The following is a 21,989-nucleotide window of genomic DNA, read 5'->3' on the forward strand; positions in this document are numbered from 1 at the left end:
CATCTACCCCCAACTCTGGGGGCTGGGGCCCGATGGGATTTTGCGCAAGACGCCGCCCTCTCTCACCTGCACGCCCGTGCGCCGGGCCTATGCGGGGCATTTTCGCTTTCTGGTACGGAAGTTGCCGAAACCCCTCTCAACTGACCCATCCCCAGGGGACAGGTCTCCAATAGAGGGAATACTCATGCACCCTTTACTGTCCAAAACTGCGGCCGCCCTGGTCGTCAGTGCTCTGGCTCAAGGCGTCGCCCAGGCGGCGCTGTTTGCAGTCGATCCCGGACCCTATCTACCTGGCAACGGTGGCTTCGCCGCCTGGTATCAGGACACGCACGGTCGAACCCTCGACCTGTGCCTGTCCAAGGCGGTAAGTTCGCGGGTTCCCGGCGCGCCGGGCGCGCCGACCTACATGTGCAGCCTGCTGCCCACCCCCGGTGTGTTTGACGATGCGCAGCCCATCGTCTTCCCCAGCAACTTCCCGGACGAAGCCTTCTGGTTTACCGCCGACACGGCAATCGTCGACGCCGCACGGGGGATTAACCTGTCATTTGGCACGGCCATTGAAGCGGCCTTCGCTGCCGGAGACCCGATGGAAGGCGACCAGGTCAGCTTTGCCCGGGTGCGGATTCGCGTCGACGTGCCCCTCGCCGGCACCTACGTGATCACCCACCCCTATGGCGTCGATGTGTTCAACATCGACACCCCCGGGCGGCGTGCGATCAACATGACCCGGGACATCGGCATCGGCTCGCCAAAAACCTATGACGGCGCCCTCAAGGGCGATGTCGGGCCTTTCCTGCGCAGCGTCAACGGCCCCTACTCCGAGACCAACCCGCTGACCGGCAGCGCCGAACAGTTCGTCGGCGACCCCAACCTTACCGAAGCCGTAACCGGCAGCCCGTTCAACACCAACTTCGTGCGCATCGAAGGCCCTAACGGCCTGGACCTTCGTACAACGCTGTTTTCGATCTCGGGCAAACTGTCGACCGTGGTTCGCCCAACGCCCATGATCGCCCAGCGGAGTACCTACTCACGCACCGCCGGTGAAAGCGCGCCGGTGGCCCAGCAGGACGTGTTCGTGATGGCGCCACCGCCACCGGCGAGCGTGACCCTCTCCAGCAGCACCCCGGTCCTGAACCTGAGTGAAGCCGACACCACCGGCAACTGGTACGCGCAGTCGTCGGCCAACCCGACCTTGCCGACCACCTTGCAAGTGACCGCCGACAACCACCTGGCCATTCCCAGCAGCACGCCGACCACCCTGCCCATGGCTCTGACCGACCTGGTGGTGATCCAGCGGGCCGAGTACAGCCTGAGTTCCGGGCAACTGACCCTCGTAGCCTCCACCAGCGATGAAACCTCGCCGCCAGTGCTCACGGCAACGTCAGGCAGTGGTGCCGCCATCGGCGCCCTCAGCGGCGAAGGCGCGGTGAAAACCCTGGCCACCGGTATCTCGCCGATTCCACCGTCCCGGGTTCGTGTGACGTCATCCAATGGCGGCAGCGACACCGAAGAAGTGGTCATCGTGCAATGAACGCTCACATGCCCAGATCCTCATCAGGAGGCATCATGAACAATTGGCCACGCCTGGCGCTCAACGCCCTGGGACTGACTCTATCGCTGTCCGGCAGCGCGTTCGCGCAACTCGCCGCCGTCGACCCGGGCCCTTATACCTTTGCCACGGGGAAATTCCCCATGTGGTACCAGGACAACAATCAACTCTCGATGGAACTGTGCCAGTCCCGGGCCGCCAGCTCGCGAGTGCCGGCCTCGGTACCGCCGGCCTACATGTGCACCCTGCTGCCGGAACCGGGTATTTACGATGACACCCAACCCATGGTATTCCCGGACAACTGGCCACCGGAAGCCTTCTGGTTTCTCGCCGAAACCGCAATCCCCGATAACGGCGCCGGCTATGGCGTAGACGCCTACGTGGCCGGGATCGAAGCGGCATTCGCTTCAGAGAACCCCGTCGATGGCGACCAGCAAAGCTTTGCGCGGATTCGCATCCGGGTGAACATTCCCACGGCGGGTGTCTACACCATCACCCACCCTTACGGTGTGGAAACGGTCAACGTGACGGCGCCTGGCCGTCGTGCGATCAACATCACCCGCGACATCGGCATCGGCGCACCGGGCAATTTCACCGGTGCGGTGAATGGCGCCATAGGCCCATTCCTGCGCAGCATCAACGGCCCCTATACCGAGGTGAACCCGGACACTGGTGGCGTGGAAACCTTCGTCGGCGACCCGAACCTAACCGAGCAAGTCACCGGCAGCCCGAACGATACCAACTTCCTGCGGGTCACGGGGCCTGCGGGCACCATCCAGACCAACCTCTTCACCGTGGCAGGCAAGGTACTTGACGCTCGTGCGCAAACTCCGGTCGAGTTGGACCGCGCGACTTACCGGCGCACCACCTCAGGTGGCAGCAGCAACGTGCGCGTCGAAGTGTTCGCCAAGGCCGGCAACGGTTCGTCCCTGTGCTTCCGAGAAAGCGTGGCGCTGGTTCCTGGACCACCGCTGTCGCCCTGCCAGACCACCCTGCTTGGGGACAACACCGGGCTATTCTTCGGTCAACGCCAGGCCATTGGGCCGGTGCCTCCGGTCATAGTGGTCACCGCCTCCAACCCGGCAGGTACTACCCGGCCGACAGCCGTATCGAGCAAGCTCACCGACGTGGTGAAAATCCAGACCGCACGCTACAACTGGTCTAACCACAGCCTGCTGATCGAGGCCACCTCCACCGATGAAGTGGCCATTCCGGACATGGTCGCGCAAGGCTACGGACGCCTGTCGAAATCAGGCACCCTGCAGAAAATCACCATTGCCGACCTGACTCAGCCGCCCGCCACGGTGACGGTAAAATCCGCGGCCGGCGGCAGTGACACCGAGCCAGTCGTGGTGGTCGGCAGCGCGCCGAACGCCGGCGAAAACCAGCCTCCGCTGGCCGTCGCCGACAGTGGCAGCACCAGCTTCGGCGTACCCATCACCCTCAACCTGCTGACCAACGACAGTGACCCCGACGGCAACGTGCCGCTGAGCATCACAGCGTTGACCCAACCGGCTGCGGGCCAGGGCACCGTGGCATTGAGCGGCGCAACTGCAGTGGTCTACACCCCCCCTGCGGTGGTCAATGCCCCGCTGACCACCACCTTCACCTACAAGGCCCAAGACATCAAAGGCCTGGCCTCCACCGCTCCGGCGACCGTGACCATCACCGTTGCGCCTAACCAGGCACCGGTGGCGGTGAACGACGCCATCGCCACCCTGGGCGTGGCAGTGCCGATCAACGTGCTGGCCAACGATACCGATCCGGAAGGCAACCTGCCGCTGGCAATCGCCGGCTTCACCCAACCACCAGCGACTCGCGGCAGTGTCACCAGTAACGGCACGGTACTGACCTACACCCCACCGGCCACCGTGACCACGGCTTTCACCACGACCTTCACCTACACCGTCCGGGATAGCTTCGGTGCTGTCTCAGCGGCCCCGGCGACGGTCACCGTGCAAGTCTCGCCACGGCCTGCGGCGGAGAACTTCACAGTGACCACGGCCACGGTGTCGGCACGCTCCAACAACCGCTTCACCTGGGACTTTGCCGGCACCAGCTCGGTGATCACCGGCAACACCATCACCGTCCAGGTCAGCACCCCGACGGGGCTGGTGACCCTGGGTACCACCACGGTGCCGGTGACCGGTCGCTGGCGGTTGACGGTCAGCAACAGCACCACGGTGATCCCGTCGGCGAACCCGACAGCCACCATCACCTCGTCCCAGGGCACCGTGCGTACGGTGTCGGTGACGGCGAACTGAGCCCTCGCCCCGTCAACTCCTCGAGTTGACGGGGCGAGCCTCTTCTCACAGGACAACGCCATGAAAACGTCGACCGCCGCCCTGCTCTGCCTGCTTCTGCTCTGCAGTGGCGCTGGTGCGCGCGCAGACGACCTGATGGACAACGACGACCTGGCCCCCGCCACCGACCTCGGCGAGCTGCCACCGCCGGTTGGCCAGCAGGCGCTGATCGACCAGAACGGCCAGGCCAACGTTGCGCTGCTGCAACAGAACGGCCAGTCGCTGCTCGGCAGCATCGTCCAGTCGGGCACTAATCAGGAGGCGTTCATTCTTCAGCAAGGTAACGACCTGATGGCCCTGATCACCCAGCAAGGTTCGGGCAATAACGCCGGCATCACCCAGACCGGCAGCCACAACCGCGCGCAGATCTCCCAGAACGGCAACAACAACGACGCCACCATCGACCAGGCCGGCACGGGGCTTTCCAGCGCCGTCACCCAGTCGGGTAATGGCATGAGCGTTTCGGTCAAACAATATCGCTAAAGCACTGCACTACCCGGAGGTTTCATCATGTTCAAACTGACGCCCCTCACCGCCGCCATCCTGGTCATTGTCAGTGCCCAGGCCATGGCCGACGACAGTGTCTCGACCCAGAGACAATTCGGTGATGCCAACATCGCCAATGTGAAGCAGACCCAGGCCCCGTTCAGCACCGCAACCGAGCAGCAGTTCGGCCAGGGTAACGACGCGATGGCGGTGCAGGACACTGCAAGCAGTAGCATCGACCAGAATCAGGTCGGTGATTACAACGCCGGCTATGCCGAGCAACTGTTCGAGGACGGCAGCACCATCGTGCAACGGCAGGTGGGTACGTTCAACAACACCCATGCCAGCCAGTCTGTTGGCTTGACCGGCAACGAAGCGCTGCAACAGCAACAGGGTAACGGCAACTTTTCGTTCATTTACCAGGACAGCCAGCAAGGCGCCTCGGGCCAGACCTTTCAAAACGGTGACAGCAACGTGGCTTACATCGAACAGATGGAAGTGGGCGATGCGAATGTCGCCACCGTGGTGCAGTACGGCACCGCCAACTATGGGACCGCCGAACAGGTCGGTCACTCGGGAGGCCAAATTGCGATCAACCAGAATGGCGGCGACAACTATGCCTACGGCGATCAGCGCAGCGGCGTTGGCGGCACCGTGACCATCAGCCAGTTCGGCGACATGAACGGCAGTGAAGTCTGGCAGTTCGGTCAAGCCGCCAGCCAGGTTATCGTCGATCAATACGGGCAGGCCAACGAAGCCATCGTCGACCAGAGCTTTGGGCAAAACAACTACGCCCAGGTCGTGCAAGTCGGCGACCTCAACGCCCTCTACGCCGACCAGTTCGAATCCATCGGCTCGACCCTGGCGTTGTACCAACAAGGCACCAACAACATCCACTTCACCTACCAGAGCGGCGACAGCCACGTACTCAATGCCAGCTCCGTAGGTAACGAGAACAAGGTCTACGCCAGCAACTGGAAAGGCCCACAATCCGGTGGCCAGTTCGGCACCAACCAGCGCGCCACCGTCAACCAGACCGGCAATGCCAACATCGCCAACTTCACCCAGACCGGCGCGGGTCACATCATGACCACCAACCAGAGCGGCCTGGGCAACAAGACCACGGTCAGCCAGGCCGAGTCCTACAACGAGCTGTACTTCGACCAGAACGGCACCGACAACATCCTCATCGCCGACCAGCGCGGCACCACCAACCTGATCCAGGGTTCCTCCACCGGCACCGGCAACAGCAGCGAGTTCGACCAGTCGGGCAGCGGCAACCAGGCATTCACCACACAGATGTATGGCAGTGACAACCAGATCACCGTCAAACAGGCAGACAGCATGAACGTGGCATATGTGACCCAGGGCGGAACCGGGAACATTGCCAATGTTGATCAGAGCGGCGTGTCGCAGATGGCGACGGTGCAGCAGTTTGGGGGGGCTAACCAGGCGACTGTATTGCAGCAATAACTGATAGGGGGGTACCAAAACCGCGGCCTGAAGGTCGCGGTTTTTTTGCTTGCGCGGTTCTGGTCTGCCCCAAAATGTCGAACATCAATCATGACTTTTGGAGGGCAGACCATTCTCCAGGAGCTCAATGTAGGAGCTGAATGTAGGCACTGACCGTAGGAGCTGACCGTAGGAGCTGACGAGTGAAACGAGGCTGCGATCTTTTGATCTGGTTGAGCCACCACCAAGATCAAAAGATCGCAGCCTCGTTTCACTTGGCAGCTCCTACAGTTTGGTCGCGTAGGAGTCGCGTGTGCACTGCAAATTCGCGTGGGAGCAAGGCTTGCCCGCGATGGTCTTTGAGTTGAAAGATGTGTTGGCTGACACTCTATCATCGCGGGTAAGGCTTGCTCCCACAGTACTGTGACTGTGGGGTCAGGGAAGACTGGGGCTGCTTCGGTTACTCTTCCTCGCCTTCCGGTACTACGCGGTTCTGCGACAGGTAGCGTTCCATGGTTTCGTTCTGTGGCGGTGCCGAGTTGTCGCCGGCGACCTGCCACATTTTGCGTTCAATGCCCTGGGACAACAGGTGGCCGACCGCCGATTCGATGGCCGACAACACGCACAACTGCGCCGGCTCGTTGGTGGTGTAGCCCACTTCGGCCTCGAGCAGTTTCTTGAACTCGATGAACTTGAACACTCCCGCACTGCGGGCCACGGAGTAGATGGTCTTGCTGGTCATCACGTTGGCCAGGACCTGGCCGCTGCGCACGTCCACCGCCCGCAGGTTGACGGTGACCTGGTCGACCCGATACTCGCGGGAGATGTCGATGCCCAGGTAACGGGCCCCTTCCCCGCCGCTGCGCACATTGGTGTCATAGGCGATGATGCCGCCTTCGAGCATCATGTTCGCCGCCTGCAACGGCGGCAGTTCCGCCTGGATGTTCATCGGCGTGTTCGGTTTCTTTTGCGAAGCGCGAATGATCTTGCGTTCGGTCAGCAGGTTCTGCAGCCCTTCACGCTCCAGCACCACGAACCAGCCGCTGGATTGCATGGCGTCCATCAGCATGCTCGCCGCACCCTGGGTCACGCTGGTGGAAAAGGAGCTGGCCGGGGTGGGTTTGTACTGCCCGGTCTGGTCGCGAAAACCGTAGACTACGGCCATCAAGCGGCCCTTGGGACGCGGCAGCTTCATTAAGTCGTAGTAGGTTGACGCCCTGGGTGTCAGGGTCGGGGTTTCGCTGTCCTGCTCGGCCGGCATCGGTTCGCGCAGGCTGCAACCCTGCAAGGCCGCCAACAGCATCCCTAGCACAATTATTTTTTTCATGTCCGTTACTCCCCATCAGTCCTTGGCTCAAGGAGCCAGGCCGTTCACCAGGATTTCCGAAATTTCGCCGGTCGCTCGGTCCGTCACTTCAATGGTCAGTGCGCCCGAGTCGTCGATGACGTTGACGATAAAAGCGTCGGTGGACAGGCTCCCCGCGTTGCCGGTGGAGATGTTGTCCAGCAACTGCCCCAGCAGGCGCGATTGCAACTGGCTGCTGAAGCGCTCGAGGGCCGAGGTGCCGGCGATCGCGGTGCGATCCTTGAGGTCCGGGTCGTCGTAGTCGTTCTGCGCCTGGGCGTTGTTAAGTAGCCAGGTGCCGTTCAGCGGGTTGCCCCCGAACGAGGGGTTGACCGGCGTGTACACCAGTTCAGTGGCCTGGACCACACCGCAACTGGTAATCCCGAGCAGCCACATGCCTGCCCACGCGAGGCCGCTGCGCTGCGAAAACAATGTCGTCTTCATAATTCGTCCCTCTCAAGGTCCGTGGTGTCTTGCAACAAGGCTTCCAGCTTGCGCTGGACAATCTGTCCGCGAACCCAGTCGGCGGCGTCATAAGCCTCGTCCTTGAGCTCCACGGTATTCGGCGGTAGAAAGCGCCGGTAAACCAGTCTCTGTTGGTATTCCACGGTCACCAGGCTGCCCCAGCGTGCCGAAGGTCGTTCGCGTACCACCAGGTTGAAATCCATCGGGCTGGTGGCTCGCAGGCGTTCACTGAACGAGTAGTAGAATTCGTGGCCGATGTGCGAGATCGTGTCATCGACGATGAAGCCCATCATTTCGTCCTCTTCCCCTGCCGAGGCGAACGGCAGCACCAGCACCAGGGCCATGGCGGCCAGCCATTGGCGGTTCATGGCTGCAACGCCCCGGGTGCGCTGGACTGACCTTTAGCCGGACCCGACGCGCCATCGAGGAAGGCTTTCTCTGCGACAAACTGCCAGTCCTTGTAACTGCCCATGCCGGTGAAGTCGGACCACTGGCTGGGGAAATCGACCTGTTTGAGCGGCTTGTCGGTAGACGGGCTGTTGAGGCCGGTGATGCGTCCATCGAAGCCCCGTTGAAGGCTCCACTCACCGCCGCCGATCGGGTCTGGATAGAGCTGGCGGATATGGTGCCTGGGCGTTGGAAAACGCTGGTCGTCCAACAGGTCCTCGAGCTCCTTGGGGTACTGCGCCAGGCCCGGCGAAATGCGGTAATAGCTGCGCAGCGCCTGTGCATATTGGGTGCCGACCCAGAGCAGCTGTTTCTCGCGGTCACGCCGCGATGCGGTCGACCACAGCTCGCCGGCGCTGGCCAGGCCCATGCCCATGACCATGATCAGGAACAACACGCCCAGGTAGGTGAAACCGCCCTCTGCGGACGGCCTACCACTCGGAATAAAGGCTGCCATCACGTGCCCTCCCTGTGGCTCCACTCTTGATGTCGGCAACACCGCCCGCCACACCCTCCGGCGGCGCGACCATGACCCAGGCATCCTTGCGCTCGACGATCGGGTCCATCGGTGGGTTACGCAGGTAACGCTGCTCGACCAGTTGCTCGATGGAGTCGGGATAACGCCCGGTATCGCCGTAATAGTGGTCCAGCGCCTCACGCATCGCCGACAGGCTCTGGCGCAGGGTGGTCTCTTTCGATGTTTCCAGGCTGTTGAAATAACGGGGCAAGGCAATGGTCATCAGGGTTGCGATGATTGCCATGACCACCATCAATTCCAGCAGGGTAAATCCCTTTTGCCGACGCATGATTTCACCACTCCCTATAGGCGACGCCGTTGAGCCCCTTGCCGCGAGCCTGGGAATAGACATCAAAGACGTCCTCCCCCTCACGCGGGTTCTGGGCCGAACTGTCATAGGCGCGCAAACCCCAACCGCCCTCGTCGTCACGCTTGACCGACGCCAAAGGGTCGTGAGGAATGCGCCGTAAAAAGTAGAACTTGGCGCCCTTGGCACTGCGCACATCGCGCACGCCTTCCACCAGCACTTGCAGGTTCGGTGGGTAGCCGCTGCTGTTCAGCGACTTCTCGATGTAGCCGGCATCGAATGCGCGCTTGTAGGCATCGATGGCATCGCGAATCTGGTACAGCGCGGTGCGCAGGTCCTGCTCTTTGCCCCGGCGCACCACGGTCTCGGTCAGCGGCGCGGCCATGCAGGCCAGCAGGCCGATCAGGGCCAGCGTCACCACGACTTCGATCAGGGTAAAACCGCGTTGCGAGGCGTTCATGATCAAGGCTTCTCGACGACGACACGGGTGGCGACCACCGGCGTGCCCATGGTTTCGGTGCGGATCGCGGTGTCCATCGAGCGGTCCGGGGCCTGGATGTGCATGCTGGTTTCGGTGCCGGTAGGGAACTCCATGTCCGAGGGGCTCTGATATGGCAGGTTGCGCACGATGCGCGGGGTGATGGACAGCACCAGCTCCGATTTGCTGACGTCGTCGCGGTTGCTGCCGAACAGGCGGCCCAGGCCTGGAATATCGCCAAGGCCGGGGATTTTGTTGCCGTTGCTGCCATGGTCATTGCGCACCAGCCCGGCGAGGATCTGCGTTTCGCCGTCGTGCAGGCGCAAGGTGGTCTGGGCATTACGGGTGTCAACCTGAACCGGGATGGTGCCCTGGCGGGTCGGTTCCAGCGGGGTCGCGTTGCTGACCTCCAGGGCGATCTTGATCGCCACTTCGTTGTTCAGGTGCACGATGGGCTGCACTTCGAGCTTGAGACCGACATCCAGGTAGGTCACGCTTTCGGTAATCACCGGGCCCTGGGTCGAAGGCACCGAAGTGGCGCTGATGATCGGCACGCGCTGGCCAATGTGGATGCGCGCCTGTTCGCGGTTGCTGACCCGAATCACCGGGCTGGCCAGGGTATTGATGTCCTTGTCCTGGGCGTTGATCTTGGCTTGGGGCGAAGGCGAAATCGAGATCCGGCTGGAGTTGATGCCTCTGAGCTGGTCGAGCACCGACACCGCCTGGCCGTCACTGGTGAGCACGCCAAAGGTATTGGGCCACTGCAAGCCGAGATCGAGGATGCGCTGGCGAGCGACCTCCATGACTTCCACTTCCAGCACCACTTCGGGGTTGGATTGGTCTTGCGATTGCAGGAGTTTTTCCGCCATGCGAATCGCGTCTTCGCTGTCGCGCATGGTCAGGGTGTTGAGGCGTTCGTCGACGAACACGTCGCGGGTCTTGAGCATGGTCTTGATCATGTTCAGCGCGGTGTTGGCATCGATGCTGGTCAGGTAGAAAGTGCGCATCACCAGCTCTTGATAGTCCTTGAGCTTCTGCGGCGAGTCGGGGTAGATCAGCAGGGTGTTTTCGTTCACCACTTTCTGGTGCAGCTGGTTCTGTTGCAGCAGCAGTGCCACGGCGTCTTCGATGCGCACGTCACGCACGAAGATGGTGGCTTTCATGTCCGGGCGCAGGTCCTTGTCGAAGATGAAATTCAGCCCGGCGACCTGGGACAGCACTTCGAAGATGGTCTTGAGGTTGGCATCGCGAAACTCCAGGGTCACCGGCCGATCGAGGCGAGTGCGCAGCTGCGGGTACTGCACGACGTTACGGCTCTGCACCAGGCGGATGCTGCTTTGCAGCTCCAGGGCGCCTTCGTTTTTCGGGTCCAGCTCGAGGATCTGCTTGACCTGGCGGTCGGCGGCGTAGATGTCGCCACGGCGCAGGTCGCCCCGGGCCAGCTCGAGTTTTTCATCCTGGCTGCGCATGTGTTCAAGCTGGCTCAGGGATTCCTGGGCGCGCCGGTTGTTCGGCTCGATGGTCAGTACCCGGCCATAGCCCATGCGGGCGGAGGCAAAATCACGCTGGGCGCGGTCCATGTCGGCCTGGGTCAGCAGCGCCGTCACCGCCCGGGCGCGGCTGCTGTTCAAGGCCAGGTGCAGCTCGGTATCACGCGGATTTTCGCGCAGGCCTTCCTCGATTCGGGCCAGGCCGGCTTCGTACTGTCCCGACTCAATCAGGTCGGATGCCTCCTGCTTGGCTACCTGCGCGGAACTGCACGCGGCCAATCCTGCACACAGGCAGACAAGGCTTATCAGCAAACGGGATCGGTTCATTGCGTGCTCCCCACAGACAGCGTCTGAGACAAATGCAAAGGCAGGTAAACGAAGCTCAGTTCCACATCGGAAATGCCCTCGATCCGCCACGTTTCGTCGATCACGTCCCCTTTGCGCACGACGTATATTTTTTCGCCGTTCTGCAGAAATACCTGCAGATCGGTACGGTCATCCAGCCTGCCCACGAACTGGAAAGGCATGGGCGGTGCGCTAGGGGCTTGCACCACCGGGGTGACGTTGACGGGTTGTTCGGTGACGACGGCGAGGGTCGGCGCCGCTTTCCAGCTGCGGGCGGCGAACAGGTCGCCGGCCGGGCTCAGGTCCTTGATCTGCACGGGTTTGCCAGCAGCGGGTGCAGCCGGCAATGCGCCGCTAACCCTGGCTTTGGCCGGGCTGCCTACAACAGCGACGGTGTCGTCGCCCTCCTCAGTCGACTGGAAGAACTCGCTCCCCCAGGTGAGCGCTGCGGCAACCCCGAGGAATGCCAGCCAGCCCACTACGCGTTGGCTTTTCATCACGACCTCGACAGGTAAAGGGTCATGCGGATCCGCCCGGTGAGGTCGGTGTCGGCGATCTTCTTGCGCTGGAACTCCACGTCCTCTACCACCACGGCCGGCAGCTGGCCGAGCAAAGCGTGCAGGAAGCGCCGCAGTTGCGGATAGCTGCCGCGCACCGGCAGGAGGATCTGATAACGCGCCAGGTGGGTCTTGGGATCGATGCCCAGGGAGTATTCACCGCGGGCCAGGGTGATACGTTCCTGGGCGGCCAGGGCGTAGATCTTGTCGATGGCAACCGTTGCCTGGGGCTGTGACGGCAGCTTGCTGCGGAAGTCATCGAGCTGGCGCTGCGGCACCACTGGCGCAGCCACGCTGCCCTCTTCAACCTTGGCCAGGTATTCGCCGGCTTCCCGGGTCTGCTGGCTGAGCTGTTGCAGCGACTGCCAGTCCGGCAGCAAACCTGCCAGGCCATACACCAGCGCCAGCAGCACCAGGGCAATCCCGGCAAGCCCGGGCACACCGAGGCCTTGCAGGTATTCGTGGACGATCAATCTAGGGATTTGCATCGCCGATCTCCCAGGTAGCCGACAGGTTGAATTGCACCGGATGCTCCGGCACGTTGGCGACGATTTCGTGGCTCAGCAGCGACACATCGGACAGCTCGTCGCTGGCTTCGAGGCGCCGGTGGAAATCGAGCATCGCTTCCAGGTCCCGCGCTTCAGCAGTGATGCGTACCTGGCCCTTGCGAGCGTCGGGGGTCAGGGTCAGCAGGGCAATGTTGTCCCGGGGCATGCTTTCCAGGGTGGCGAACAGGTGTTCCCAGGGGCGGCGCAATTGCTGCGAGACCTTGCGCATTTCGGCCAGGTTTTGCGCCTGTTCGCGGATCTGCGCCGGGGTCAGGCTGAGCTTGGTACCCGTGTCGCCGGTCAGTACTCGCTGGGCCGTTTGCAGATGACCTTGCTGCTGGCTGGATTGGTCGCTGACGTGCTGGCCGAGCGCCACGCAAGTCAGCGCCAGTACCACGCCGGCGGCCAGCAGGCTCCAGCCCAAGGGACCGGAACGGCGACGTGGCTGGAAGTCGAGCATCAGGGCGCGCATGTCAGGCCACCGCCCGGGACATGACGTACAGGCTGTCGCGTACGACTGTCCGGTCCTCTTCAAGGGTGCGCAGGTGAACACCCGGCACCTCGGGGTGCGAATCGATGCGTGCCGGCGCATGTAGGTAAACATTCAGCGGGCGGTCGCTGGTGGAGGCTTGCAGCTGGCTTTCGCGACCGATCAGCGCCGCCAGCGCGGCATCGCTGTCACTGCTGCCCACCGAACGCACCGACGCCCAACGCCCTTCCCGCGCCACCAGCAACACGCTGCGCACCGGCTCGGCGACCACGAAGAGAAAATCGCCGGCGTCAAAGCTCGAATCGAAGTGATTAAAAGCGGCCATCAGGTAGGGCTGCACCGAACGCAGCTTCAGGCCCCGGGCGCTGGCCAGCGTACGCAGGCGCTCGAGCAGGTCCTGCGGCAGCGCGGCAGCGATACGGTCGTAACCCGCAGGCTCGGCCGACAACACCAGGTTCCAGGGCTGAGTCGGCACACCGTAAAGGTCTTCGAAGCACAGTTGGGCGAAGCCACGCAGTTCCTCGGGGCTGTTGATCTGATCGCTCCACGGCACCAGGCAGAAGCGGCTGAAGTGCCCCGACACGACCACGCTCAACTGCGCACCGGCAGCGGCATGTTCGCCCAGCAGGCGGTCGAGGGTTTCCAGGGCGACGGCCCAGGCATGGAAGCCTTCGTCGATGAAACCGACGCTGCCCAGCCACAGGATGTCGCTGCCCTGGCGCCGGCCCAGGCCAACGCCACTGGCGCCGAGTACGGCGACAAAACGATCACGAGACAAAAGTGACACGATTGATCTCCTCGAGCGTGGTCCGCCCTTCCTGCACCAGTTCCAGGGCCGACTCGCGCAGCAGGCGCAAGCCACGTTTGCAGGCATGGGCCTTGATTTTCGAAATCGGCTGGCGCTCGACGATCATCTGCCGCAGTTCGTCGTCCAGGTGCAGCAGCTCGGCGATCGCGGTACGCCCGCGATACCCGGTGCCCCGGCAGTGGCCGCAGCCCTTGCCGTGCACGAAGTGGAAATCGGTCACCTGCTGCGGGTCGAGACCCGAGAGGTGCAGCTCGTCGTCAGTGGGAAAATGTGGCGCGCTGCAGCTGGCGCAGACCAGGCGGATCAGCCGTTGGGCCAGCACCGCGTTGAGCGCCGAAACCAGGCTATAGGGGTCGATTTCCATCTGGGTGAAACGGCCTATAACGTCGAATACGTTGTTGGCGTGGATGGTGGTGAACACCAGGTGCCCGGTGAGTGCCGATTGCACGGCGATCTGCGCAGTGTCCGGGTCACGGATTTCGCCGACCATGATCTTGTCCGGGTCGTGGCGCAGGATCGAGCGCAGCCCCCGGGCGAAGGTCAGGCCCTTCTTCTCGTTCACAGGAATCTGCAGCACCCCCGGCAGTTGATACTCCACCGGGTCTTCGATGGTGATGATCTTGTCCACGCCGTGGTTGATCTCGGTGATCATGGCGTAGAGCGTGGTGGTCTTGCCGCTGCCGGTGGGGCCGGTCACCAGCACCATGCCGTAGGGTTCGGACGCCAGGCGGCGCAGTTGGCGCAGGGTTTCGTCTTCAAAGCCCAGGGCCTGCAACTGCACGCCACTGACCTTGTCGGCCAGGTCCTGTTTGTCCAGTACCCGCAGCACCGCGTCCTCGCCAAAAATGCTGGGCATGATCGACACCCGAAAGTCGATCTGCCGCCCGCTGATACCGATTTTGAAACGGCCATCCTGGGGCACGCGTTTTTCGCCGATGTCCAGTTCAGCCATAACCTTGACCCGCGAGAGCACCTGCTCGGCGAACTCAGTGCCCTGGATCTTGCTGATGTTGTTGAGCACGCCGTCGATGCGGTACTTGATCACCAGGCCGCTGCCGGTGGTGCCCAGGTGGATGTCGCTGGCGTGCATCTTCAGCGCGTCGTAAAGGGTAGAGTTGACCAGCTTGACCACGACGCTGGCGTCCTCGCTGATGCTGGTCAGGGACAGGCTCTGCAGCTTGTCGATTTCCACCCCTGAGTCGGCCTGGGCATTGAGCGATTCAACCGCATGGAAGCTTTCCTCGTGGCGGGCCAGGTAGGCCTTGAGGTCGTCGGCGTGCACCAGATAGAGCGGCGCGCCGTGCAGGCAGTCGTCGATCCAGGCCAGGCGCGCGCTGTCGAAGGGGTCGGCGAACACACCAATGACCGTCTCTTCGTGACGCAGCAGGATAAATTCGCGCTTGAGGCATTGGGCCAGGGTGACCCGGTCGAATACCGGGGTGGCCTTGAATAGCGTGTCGGTGTCGAGCACCGGGTAATGCAGGGTGGTGCCCAGGCATTCGATAAACGGCATGGGGGCCAGTTCACACAACACCCCAAGCGCTTCCAGCACCCGTTCGCCGGAAGTGGCCGCGCGGGAGCGGGCCTGGGCCAGTTGTTCACTGGAAAAACGCGACGGTACGGTGTCCAACAGCGCCGGTTCTACGGCTAGGGATAGACGGTCCATGGCATGCTCTCCAACGCCGGGGGCTTTGAGCCCTGTCGACGCGGCGAGCAGTTACGGAGGTCCGGAACGACTTGTCGCGTCATTACTCCCCGGTGAGCAATTGTTCGTCGTCTGGTGCCATGGAGTTCGAGTTTCTTCGGCGATCCACCAGCACCCAGCTTCCGTCGTACAACTGCAGCGGGAAACTTTCGGTCCTGCTCTGGCGTCGTTCGACGAATCCTGTAGCAATGTTCGTTCGGCGCTCCATCCCCAGAAGGTCACAAACGGCCCGAGCCAGCTCCGCCAAAGGAAACGGCTTGAACAGGATGTGACTGACTCCAAGTTGCCGGGCCCGCTCACAGACTTCAGCGGTTGGGTGCCCTGTAATCAGTACACAATGACAATTCCTGTTCTGGCGGACTTGTTCGAGAACGTCAAAACCTTCCATATCGGGCAAGCGGTAATCGAACACCATCACATCGGGGGCAAAATCAGCGGCTTCGCCGATGGCTTTGGCACCGTCGTGTGCTATCCGGACTTCCAGCCCTTGCGCCTGCAGGTAATCCTGGAGGTTATGTGCGAGGAGCTGTTCGTCTTCAACAACCAGTACTTTGTTTAACAAGGTGGACTCCTTGTAACCGCAGGTCCGAATCTCGAACCTGGCAGAGTGCCGCCTCAATCAGGCTAACGCACACTTCATGCCAGACTCGGCGCGGAAGTTTTCACCACTGCATGTAGTTGATATTCATGAAAAACCTTTTTCGCCCGAGCACACCACCGCGAAGTGCCCCCCAAAGCCGGGGCAAGTGCACGGATTCACCCTGAAGCTTTTCCCCATTATTGGGGAACAATCTTCAATCGTCGTCAATCCGTTCAATTCGATTGCTCGAGCGCAACTTCGCAAGCACTTCGCCACGAATGGCAACCTGTTGCTTTCGAGCAAGGTAAGCCCTGACCACTTCCAGTCCCTGTTCTTCTGAGACATCGGCGGGCTCGCTGCGGTTCTGTAAATAAATGAGGTGCCAGCCCACCGGGGTGCGTACCGGCTCGCTGAGGTCACCAGGAGCCATGGCAAAGGCTGTCGCTTCGAATTCAGGGAACATGCGGCCCTTGGGGAAATAGCCCAGGTCCCCGCCGCTGCTGGCGGAAGCATCCTCTGAAGCACTTTTGGCAATACTGGCAAATTCGGCACCGTTAACGATTTTCAACCGCATGTCTACTAAGCGTAGACGCGCTGCTTCAATTGTCGCGGTATCTGCGCCTTCAGGTACCTTCACCAGGATATGCCGCGCCTGTACTTCCTCGGGCCGGCCCATTTCGCTGCGGTGTTCCTCGTAAAAGGCCCGCACCGCTTTCTCGTCGGGCCCGGCCACCGTGGTCAGTTCGGCAAACACTTGTTGCGCCGCCATGTCACGCCGGGTGTACTCGACGAAGCTCGCTTCATCGAAACCGGCATCGTTCAGGCGCCGGGCGAACACCTCGGGGCCGCCGATGGCCTGGCGAGCCTGGTCGACCTGGCCCTGCACCTGTGCGTCGCTGATCACCACGCCGCGCTTGACGGCTTCCTGCCACAGCAGTTCCTTGTCGATCAGGGCATCCAGGGCCTTTTGCCGCAGTTGCTTGTAGGCCTTGGGATTGCGGATGCTGCCCAATGCCCGGCCCTGATCCTCGAGGAACTCGGCGAAATAGCGTTCGAGGCGAAACTCGGATATTTCCTCGCCATTAACCTTCGCCGCGATCGGGCCGGTGCTGGCGTAACTCACCGGCACCGACAGGGTCAGCAGGAGCAACCAGGTGTTGAGTTTCATGATGAACCTCCGTTCAGGGCATCGCTGCTATCGGTCTATAGGGCGCTACCAGGTAGAAACGCTGGTCAGGCAGATCCACGGTCACCACATGGGCGCCGCTCAGGCCCTGGCGGCGGCCAGGGCCAAAGCTGATCAAGGGCGTCAGCCCGGTATCGAAGTCATGCAGGCCTTCGAGGGCGTCGACCAGCTTCTCGCGGCTGGTGTCGCGCCCGGCCTGTTTCAGGCCCTCGCTGAGCAGCAGCATCGAGCTGTAGGCGCCCACTTGCAGCACCGCGTGCTGGCCGCCCAGGCCCTGGTTGGCGCGCACCTGCGTCAGGGCCAGGCGGCCAGCTACCGTCCAGTCGCTGGGCACAAACGGATACGCCAGGAACACTCGCCGGGAAAAACCACTGGGCACTTGCAGCAGGTCCCCCGCCACCTGGTTCGAGGTGGCGAACAGATACGGCACCTGCCCGGCCACTTGCAGGCGCTCGGCCAGGCGACTGAAACCGGCGCCGCCGCCCAGGTAAAACACCGAACGCGAGCCTAGCGGCACTTCTTCGCTGGCCGGGTCGTAGGCTTGCAGGCGTACTTTCTGCCAGGCGTGATCCTGCAGATACCGGCTCAGGTTCTGGGCCGCCAGGCGCTGGCCGGCTTCGTCCGGGTAAGTGATCAGCGTGGGCCCCTGCAGCACTTTGAGCTGTTCGGTGGCGTAGTCGGCCAGGGCGATCAGTTGCTCGCGCAAACCCGGCAAGGGCTCGAAAATCTGCCGGCTGGCCTGGGCTGTTCCCAGCAGCGACAAGGGACCGATCAGCGGCACGCCGGCGCGTTCCAGGCGAGTTGCCAGGTCTGCGTCCAGCGCCGGCACCAGGGGCGCGATCAGGGCGAATACCTGTTCCTGGTCGATCAGGCGATCCAGCGCCTGCTCGGCACTGGCGCGGTCCGGCCCCGGGTCGAGAATGGTCAGGCGCAGCTGCCGGCCGTGGATGCCGCCGGCTTCGTTGATACGCGCCACACTGCCCTTGAGCACCGCCGCGACGGTGGTGCCCTCCTCGCTCAACGGCCCGGAACCTGGCAACAGCGTACCCAGGTGCACGGTGGCCGGGTCGAGGCCGGGGTCGCGGTCTTCGGCCACGCGCTTGAGATAGGCGGTAAGGTTGCGCTGATCGTTCATCGACAGGACAAACCTGGGCATCGCCGGGTCGAGTCGATTGTCGCCGGGGTCGCGGCCTTCCTGAATTGCTTTGGCCAGGCTGGCATCGGTATAGGCCGGATAGTCGCGGCCGTTGACCTGCTGCTGACCATAGGTACTGCTGAGACGCGACCAACTCAAATCCGGCGGTCGCACCCCGCCTTCGGGTCGTCCCACGCCGTCGGCGCCATGGCAATTGGCGCACGGCAGGCTGGTGGCGGGCAACAGCATGCCCGCCGCCCCGACTCGCGCCATGATGGGCTCGCCACTGGCCGACAGCCCCTCGCGATACAGCCGTTTACCGGCACTTTCGCTGGGGGTGAGCGGCAGCGCCTGGACGCCGAGGTGCACACCGCAAAGAAGCAGCAGGCTGAGGACAAGGGACGTTTTCATGGCGCGCGCTCAACGGCCGACCAGGGGCATTGTCAGCAACTGCAAGCGCTGGGCAATGGCGGCGGCCGGGGCATCGGGGCGGATCTTGCTCCAGCGCTTGTTGGCCACGTCACCGACGATCAGCTGCGTGGAATGCTGTTCCGGGGTGGGCACGATCTGGCCGATGCGCCCCAGTACCAGGTCCATCTGGGCCTTGTCGCCCGTCAGAAAAAGCCAGTGGGGGTCTTCTACCCCTTGTTTCAAGGTGTAAGCCTTGAGTACCGCCGGGGTGTCCCGCAGCGGATCACTGGTAAGGGAGATAAAGGTGATGCCCTCCGCCTTGTCGCCCAGGACCTCGCGAACTTCCTTGAGTTTTTGGGTGATCAGCGGGCAGGCATCATTGCAACTGGTGAAAATCACGTTGAGCAGCACCACCCGGTTTTGCAGCGCGTCGCTGTAGAACCGCAGGGTCTGGCCATTCTGGTCCTGCAACGGGGTGTCGGTGAACCAGGTTTTGGCGTCGCGCGTGCCGCTGGCCGGTTGCGCGGCGGGGGTGGCAGGTGCGGGCTCCTGGTGGCCCTCATGGGCGAGCGCCAGCGAACTGAAAATGCCCAGGCACAGGCTCAAGGCAATGCGGTTGAAAGTCCTCATGGGTGCTGCTCCATGGCGATGGCGGTGTGTTTGGCGTGGGCATTACGTTCGCCGCTGAGTTTTTCCACTTCGCGGGTGAGCACGGCCGGGTCGGTGAAACCGTAGTAGCGGGTCCAGTGCCGGCTGTTGCCATCGCCCACCAGAATCAGCGGCGCGTGGCTTTTCAAGTCGCCATTGAACGTGCCCAGGCCCTTGAGGGTTTCGGCGACCGACTGGGTCGAGCCGGTGAGCCAGCTCCAGCCGGGGCCGTTCTGGAACGAGCGGGCGTACTCATTCAGCCGCTTGGCATCGTCGCGTTGCGGGTCGATGCTGATCGACACCAGCTGCACCTCGGTGCCGACCCGCGCGCCGAGTTGCTTCTGCACCTTGCCCATGATCGACGACACCACCGGACAAACCGTGGTGCAACTGGTGTAGATGAAACTCATGACCACGATCTTGTTGCTCACCAGGTCTGGTTCCAGGCGCACTGCTTTGCCGGTCTGGTCCACCAGGGCGACGTCGGCGAACTTCACCTGGGCACTTTCAGAGGTAGCACTTCTGGCGGGCATGTCATGGCCGGCGTGTTCATCCGCCGAGTGGGCCATGGCCTGGCCGATACCGGCAGCCAGCAGGCACAACGTCAGCAGTGTGCAGGGTACGAATCGATTCATGTCCATATCCTCTTCAGTGTGCAGCGCCCGGGACCACCCGGACGCTGGCAAAGGTCTTGTCGTCAAAACTCGCGCCTAGGGACGCCGCACGCACGTGCAGGTACCAGGCGCCGCTCTGGTCGAGGGTTACCGGTGCTTCGTACACGCCGTTGCCCACTTCCAGCGCCGCTACGGTCTGGGTCTTGGATGACGGCGCGCGGAAGTAGCGCACTTTCACGTCCTTGACCCCGCTGCGCTCGGTCTTCTGCTTGCCCTGAACGATACGAAAGCGCACGACATAGGAGTCGCCCAGGTCGGCGGTGGATTTATCGAGCATGAATTCCACTTTGGGCACGCCAGCGTGCCGGGCAACCTTGTCGTTGGGCTCTACCAGCGCGGTGAAGCAGTGGATGATGTTCGGCTGGTTGAGCAGGAAGGCCACGTCGAAACGACCAGCAAGCGGCAGTTTGATGCGTGCGCTGTAAAGCCCCGGTTCGTCCTCGCGCAGGCTGCGATTGATGACCAGCGCCGCCCGTGCCACCTGCCCGCGATTGGGGTAGCCGGACATCGGCGCGTTCATGCCTTCGGCGTAGAAGTAGGTGGTGTTGTCGACCGGGTTGACCACGAACACTGCGTTGTCATCGCGCGACACCGCCAGGCTCGACGCCAGTGGCAGGTCGCCCGCCAGGCGCGGAGCCTGGGGGCCGGCTTCGAAACCTTGGGTGATCGGCTTGCGACCCTCGCCCAGGGAAGCCAGGTTGATCATGGTGACCTTGGCCGAGGCCAGGCCGCGAATGTAGGCGTAGGCCTTGGTGAACACCACCTGGAACGGTTCGGCGGAAACGTCCAGGTCATGGATCAGCGAGTTGGTCGCTGCGTCGATCACCGAGGCCTGGTTCTCCAGGGTATTGAGTACGATGGCGAAGCGTCCATCGCTGCTGAACCCCATCGGGCCCAGGCCCTGCTTGAGCTGGATCACCCGGCGCACGGCCAGGCTGGCGCTGTCGATGACCGTGACCGTGCCGTCCTTGCCGTCGGCGACATACACCGCCTGGGACAACGGCGAGTAGGCCACGGACAACGGGTGCGAACCGGTCTTGAGCTGCTTGCTGAGGGTCAGGGTGGCAATGTCGATGATGCTTACGGTGCCGTCATCGCGGTTGCTGACGAAAGCCTGGCGGCTGTCCTTGCTGAAGGCGATTTCGTGGTGCCCGGCGCCGGTGGCCAGGTGCTTGAGCGGTTTCAGGCTGCGTGCGTCGATCACCGTCACGCCGGACTCCTCGGCGCTCTTGGCGTTGTTGCCGACCCACAGCAGGCGCTCATCGGGCTGCAGCGCCACGCGCACCGGGTTGCTGCCGGCGGCGACCGAGTCGATGACCTTGAATTGCTCGCTGTCGATCACGGCGACTTCGCCGGCCGTGGGCATCGAGACGAACACTCGTTTATTGTCCTTCGGGGTGACCCAGTCCATCGGTGGTTGTTTGATGTCGATGCGCGCCATGGTGCTGGTGATGCCCCCCACCGAGACCGAGGGATCGACCACCATGACGCTGGCATCGCGGTTCATCACCAGCAGGAAGTAGCTGTTGAGGTCAAGCAAGGGCCGTGCGCCGATGCTCGATTTGAGGAACACCCCGACCCGGGATTTGCAGCTGCGTTCGCGGCCCTGGGCCTTGTCCGCCGCCACGGTTTCCGGGTCGAGCCAGGCCCCCGGGGCCACGCCGGCCAGGGGTTGGCCGGAAGCGCTGTCGGTGATCCGGAATCGCACGTCGGCAAATTCACCTTCGCGCAGCACACCGTCTGCGGCCAAGGGGCGAACCTGCATTGCCACCGACACGCCGTCACGTTCGAGGATCTGCTGGCCGTCTTCAGCAGTGCTAGCCGCGACCGGACTCTGGCTGGCGGGCTGAGCCGCCTTGGCGGGCGGACTGGCGTTGGCAGACCAGGTATTTGGCAGCGCGATCTGGCTGAGCATGTCTGGCGGCATGGTCTTCCACACCCCCAGCCACACCAGCGCCACCCCGACAACCAATGCACCTGCGATGACCTTGATGTTCCTGTTCATTCCACTCTCCCCTTACAGATCTGTGCCTGCCTGTGCACTGTTGCTCTTGCTTATGCAG

At 62.8% G+C, this 21,989-nt stretch carries 22 protein-coding genes; 4 read left to right on the forward strand and 18 right to left on the reverse strand.

Translation table 11 applies throughout. From position 1 onward, the window contains the following. Positions 1-184 precede the first annotated feature (184 nt). Genes IMW75_RS24245 through IMW75_RS24260 form a run of 4 tightly spaced genes read left to right on the forward strand, consistent with a single transcriptional unit; the run spans position 185 to position 5,811 of the window. Positions 185-1,531 carry a hypothetical protein gene (locus tag IMW75_RS24245; protein WP_205893968.1) on the forward strand — a complete coding sequence of 449 codons (1,347 nt, stop codon included), beginning with the start codon at positions 185-187 and terminating at the stop codon, positions 1,529-1,531. A 35-nt stretch (positions 1,532-1,566) separates the two neighbouring features. Then, positions 1,567-3,813, forward strand: a complete 2,247-nt coding sequence (locus IMW75_RS24250; protein WP_205893969.1) for an Ig-like domain-containing protein — start codon at positions 1,567-1,569, stop codon at positions 3,811-3,813. A 60-nt stretch (positions 3,814-3,873) separates the two neighbouring features. After that, the gene (locus IMW75_RS24255) at positions 3,874-4,335 is read left to right on the forward strand and encodes a curlin (RefSeq protein ID WP_205893970.1); all 462 of its coding nucleotides are present in this window, start codon (positions 3,874-3,876) and stop codon (positions 4,333-4,335) included. Between the two features lie 27 nt (positions 4,336-4,362). After that, on the forward strand, positions 4,363-5,811 hold the full coding sequence (locus tag IMW75_RS24260; RefSeq protein WP_045058810.1) for a curlin: 1,449 nt from the start codon (positions 4,363-4,365) through the stop codon (positions 5,809-5,811). Positions 5,812-6,250: 439 nt separating this feature from the next. Here IMW75_RS24260 and IMW75_RS24265 read toward each other — a convergent pair whose 3' ends face one another. The 18 genes from IMW75_RS24265 to IMW75_RS24350 all read right to left on the reverse strand — a co-directional run bounded on the left by IMW75_RS24265 (position 6,251) and on the right by IMW75_RS24350 (position 21,931). Continuing rightward, positions 6,251-7,117 carry a CsgG/HfaB family protein gene (locus tag IMW75_RS24265; RefSeq protein WP_045058811.1) on the reverse strand — a complete coding sequence of 289 codons (867 nt, stop codon included), beginning with the start codon at positions 7,115-7,117 and terminating at the stop codon, positions 6,251-6,253. Between the two features lie 27 nt (positions 7,118-7,144). Next, complete coding sequence (locus tag IMW75_RS24270) at positions 7,145-7,579, reverse strand: curli assembly protein CsgF (protein ID WP_045058812.1); 435 nt, start codon at positions 7,577-7,579, stop codon at positions 7,145-7,147. Continuing rightward, on the reverse strand, positions 7,576-7,968 hold the full coding sequence (gene csgE, locus IMW75_RS24275; RefSeq protein WP_045058813.1) for a curli production assembly/transport protein CsgE: 393 nt from the start codon (positions 7,966-7,968) through the stop codon (positions 7,576-7,578). The genes IMW75_RS24270 and csgE overlap by 4 nt, the downstream gene beginning before the upstream one ends. Next, on the reverse strand, positions 7,965-8,504 hold the full coding sequence (locus tag IMW75_RS24280; RefSeq protein ID WP_205893971.1) for a type II secretion system GspH family protein: 540 nt from the start codon (positions 8,502-8,504) through the stop codon (positions 7,965-7,967). The genes csgE and IMW75_RS24280 overlap by 4 nt, the downstream gene beginning before the upstream one ends. Continuing rightward, the gene (locus tag IMW75_RS24285) at positions 8,479-8,853 is read right to left on the reverse strand and encodes a type II secretion system protein (RefSeq protein ID WP_045058815.1); all 375 of its coding nucleotides are present in this window, start codon (positions 8,851-8,853) and stop codon (positions 8,479-8,481) included. The genes IMW75_RS24280 and IMW75_RS24285 overlap by 26 nt, the downstream gene beginning before the upstream one ends. A gap of 4 nt (positions 8,854-8,857) precedes the next feature. Then, positions 8,858-9,331 (reverse strand): type II secretion system protein, encoded by a 474-nt coding sequence (locus tag IMW75_RS24290; protein WP_205893972.1) that lies wholly within the window; start codon positions 9,329-9,331, stop codon positions 8,858-8,860. A 2-nt stretch (positions 9,332-9,333) separates the two neighbouring features. Continuing rightward, complete coding sequence (locus IMW75_RS24295; protein WP_045058817.1) at positions 9,334-11,166, reverse strand: type II secretion system protein GspD; 1,833 nt, start codon at positions 11,164-11,166, stop codon at positions 9,334-9,336. Next, positions 11,163-11,681: a hypothetical protein gene (locus IMW75_RS24300; RefSeq protein ID WP_045058818.1), complete on the reverse strand. Its 519-nt coding sequence runs from the start codon at positions 11,679-11,681 to the stop codon at positions 11,163-11,165. The genes IMW75_RS24295 and IMW75_RS24300 overlap by 4 nt, the downstream gene beginning before the upstream one ends. Then, a complete protein-coding gene (locus tag IMW75_RS24305; protein ID WP_045058819.1) occupies positions 11,681-12,229 on the reverse strand; it encodes a GspMb/PilO family protein in 549 nt (182 codons plus the stop codon). Before IMW75_RS24305 ends, IMW75_RS24300 begins: the two co-directional genes overlap by 1 nt. Beyond that, positions 12,216-12,761: a PilN domain-containing protein gene (locus IMW75_RS24310; RefSeq protein ID WP_045058820.1), complete on the reverse strand. Its 546-nt coding sequence runs from the start codon at positions 12,759-12,761 to the stop codon at positions 12,216-12,218. Before IMW75_RS24310 ends, IMW75_RS24305 begins: the two co-directional genes overlap by 14 nt. Position 12,762: 1 nt before the next feature. Beyond that, complete coding sequence (locus IMW75_RS24315; protein ID WP_205893973.1) at positions 12,763-13,566, reverse strand: hypothetical protein; 804 nt, start codon at positions 13,564-13,566, stop codon at positions 12,763-12,765. After that, entirely contained in the window at positions 13,547-15,253 is a 1,707-nt protein-coding gene (locus tag IMW75_RS24320) for a GspE/PulE family protein (protein WP_045058822.1), read from the reverse strand. Before IMW75_RS24320 ends, IMW75_RS24315 begins: the two co-directional genes overlap by 20 nt. Before the next feature lie 82 nt (positions 15,254-15,335). Continuing rightward, positions 15,336-15,854: a response regulator gene (locus tag IMW75_RS24325; RefSeq protein ID WP_045058823.1), complete on the reverse strand. Its 519-nt coding sequence runs from the start codon at positions 15,852-15,854 to the stop codon at positions 15,336-15,338. Between the two features lie 232 nt (positions 15,855-16,086). Further along, positions 16,087-17,040, reverse strand: coding sequence for a peptidylprolyl isomerase (locus IMW75_RS24330; RefSeq protein ID WP_205893974.1), 954 nt, complete (start codon positions 17,038-17,040; stop codon positions 16,087-16,089). Positions 17,041-17,053: 13 nt separating this feature from the next. Next, entirely contained in the window at positions 17,054-18,604 is a 1,551-nt protein-coding gene (locus IMW75_RS24335; RefSeq protein WP_205893975.1) for a cytochrome c/ABC transporter substrate-binding protein, read from the reverse strand. A gap of 9 nt (positions 18,605-18,613) precedes the next feature. Further along, positions 18,614-19,234, reverse strand: coding sequence for an SCO family protein (locus IMW75_RS24340; protein ID WP_045058826.1), 621 nt, complete (start codon positions 19,232-19,234; stop codon positions 18,614-18,616). After that, a complete protein-coding gene (locus tag IMW75_RS24345) occupies positions 19,231-19,887 on the reverse strand; it encodes an SCO family protein (RefSeq protein ID WP_205893976.1) in 657 nt (218 codons plus the stop codon). The genes IMW75_RS24340 and IMW75_RS24345 overlap by 4 nt, the downstream gene beginning before the upstream one ends. A 13-nt stretch (positions 19,888-19,900) precedes the next feature. Further along, positions 19,901-21,931, reverse strand: coding sequence for a YncE family protein (locus tag IMW75_RS24350; protein WP_205893977.1), 2,031 nt, complete (start codon positions 21,929-21,931; stop codon positions 19,901-19,903). Positions 21,932-21,989: the final 58 nt, after the last annotated feature.

The sequence above is a fragment of the Pseudomonas gregormendelii genome (assembly GCF_017114825.1).
Taxonomy (GTDB): domain Bacteria; phylum Pseudomonadota; class Gammaproteobacteria; order Pseudomonadales; family Pseudomonadaceae; genus Aquipseudomonas; species Aquipseudomonas gregormendelii.